Origin of the sequence: Legionella rowbothamii (genome assembly GCF_900639985.1) — a bacterium.
GTDB classification, from domain to species: domain Bacteria; phylum Pseudomonadota; class Gammaproteobacteria; order Legionellales; family Legionellaceae; genus Legionella; species Legionella rowbothamii.
On sequence record NZ_CAAAIM010000028.1, the window covers coordinates 1 to 1339 of the forward strand.

Sequence of the window (1339 nt, forward strand, 5' to 3'; positions counted from 1 at the left end):
GGTAGTGTTTAAATAACTGTGTCATCTCTTTTAACTTGTTATAATTTAACACTTAAAAGAGGTGCATATGAGTAAGAAGACAATTGATTTATCGAATTTTGATTTCAACGAGTTCAAATCAGAAGCATTAGCGCAGTTAAAATTAGGACAATCGCTCACAGGAAAAGACGGAATCCTTACCCCCTTAATTAAAGAGTTATTAGAGTCTGCCTTAGAAGGAGAAATGGATTCTCATATGATGGACTGCTCTGAGACAGGTATCGTCAACCGTCGTAACGGTAAAACGACTAAAACGATTAAATCGACCACTGGCGTTTTTGACTTGGAAACGCCTCGAGATAGGGATGGTAGTTTTGAGCCTGAGATAGTCAAAAAACGTCAAACAGTACTCAACGAGTCACTCGATAATAAAGTCTTGGCACTTTATGCGATAGGCATGAGCTACGAGGCAATAAGCGAGCATTTATCGGAGATGTATGGATTAGAAATCTCCAGCGCTAAAATCAGTTTAATAACCGATAAGCTCTTACCGCTGATTACTGAATGGCGCAATCGCTCCTTAGAATCGGTATACCCCATCGTATTTCTTGATGCCATGCACTTTAAAGTACGTGTTGACGGCAAGGTCATCAGTCGAGCCTTTTACACGGTTCTCGCTGTTAACTCAGAAGGTAAAAAGGATATTCTAGGACTCTATTTATCTGAGGCAGAAGGCGCTCGTTTCTGGCTTGGTGTCTTAAATGACCTTAAGGCTCGCGGGGTAGAAGATATTCTTATTGCCAGCATCGATGGGCTTAAGGGATTTCCTGATGCCATTACCGAAGTATTTCCTCATACTGAAGTGCAGCTTTGTGTTGTTCATCAAATTCGCAACTCATTGAAGTATGTGGTCAGCAAAGACCAGAAGGCCTTTATGGCTGATTTAAAACTTGTTTATAAAGCGTCAAGCAAAGACTTAGCGGAGCATCATCTGCTTGAGCTGGAAGAGAAATGGGGAAAAAAATATCCTGCTGTAATAAAGTCTTGGAATAATCACTGGGAAGCTCTATCACAGTACTTTAAATATCCAGAAGAGCTCAGACGTATCATTTATACGACCAATATTGTCGAAGGTTTTCATCGACAAATTCGCAAATACACTAAAAATAAAGGCGCATTCACCAGCGAAAACGCCCTTATCAAACTCATTTACTGTGCTGCTCAGAAAGTACTGGAAAAATGGAATCAGCCCATGCACAATTGGGCGCTTATCGTGTCCCAACTACAAATCTATTTTGAAGACAGACTAACTTTGGGGCTTAGATAAGCAATGAGGTGACACAGTTAAATGAACACTCTC

At 40.5% G+C, this 1339-nt stretch carries 1 protein-coding gene; it reads left to right on the forward strand.

Annotated features, from left to right (window positions below):
• Positions 1-67: 67 nt before the first annotated feature.
• Entirely contained in the window at positions 68-1306 is a 1239-nt protein-coding gene (locus tag E1P08_RS17020) for an IS256 family transposase (protein WP_133138134.1), read from the forward strand.
• The last annotated feature ends 33 nt before the right edge of the window (positions 1307-1339 follow it).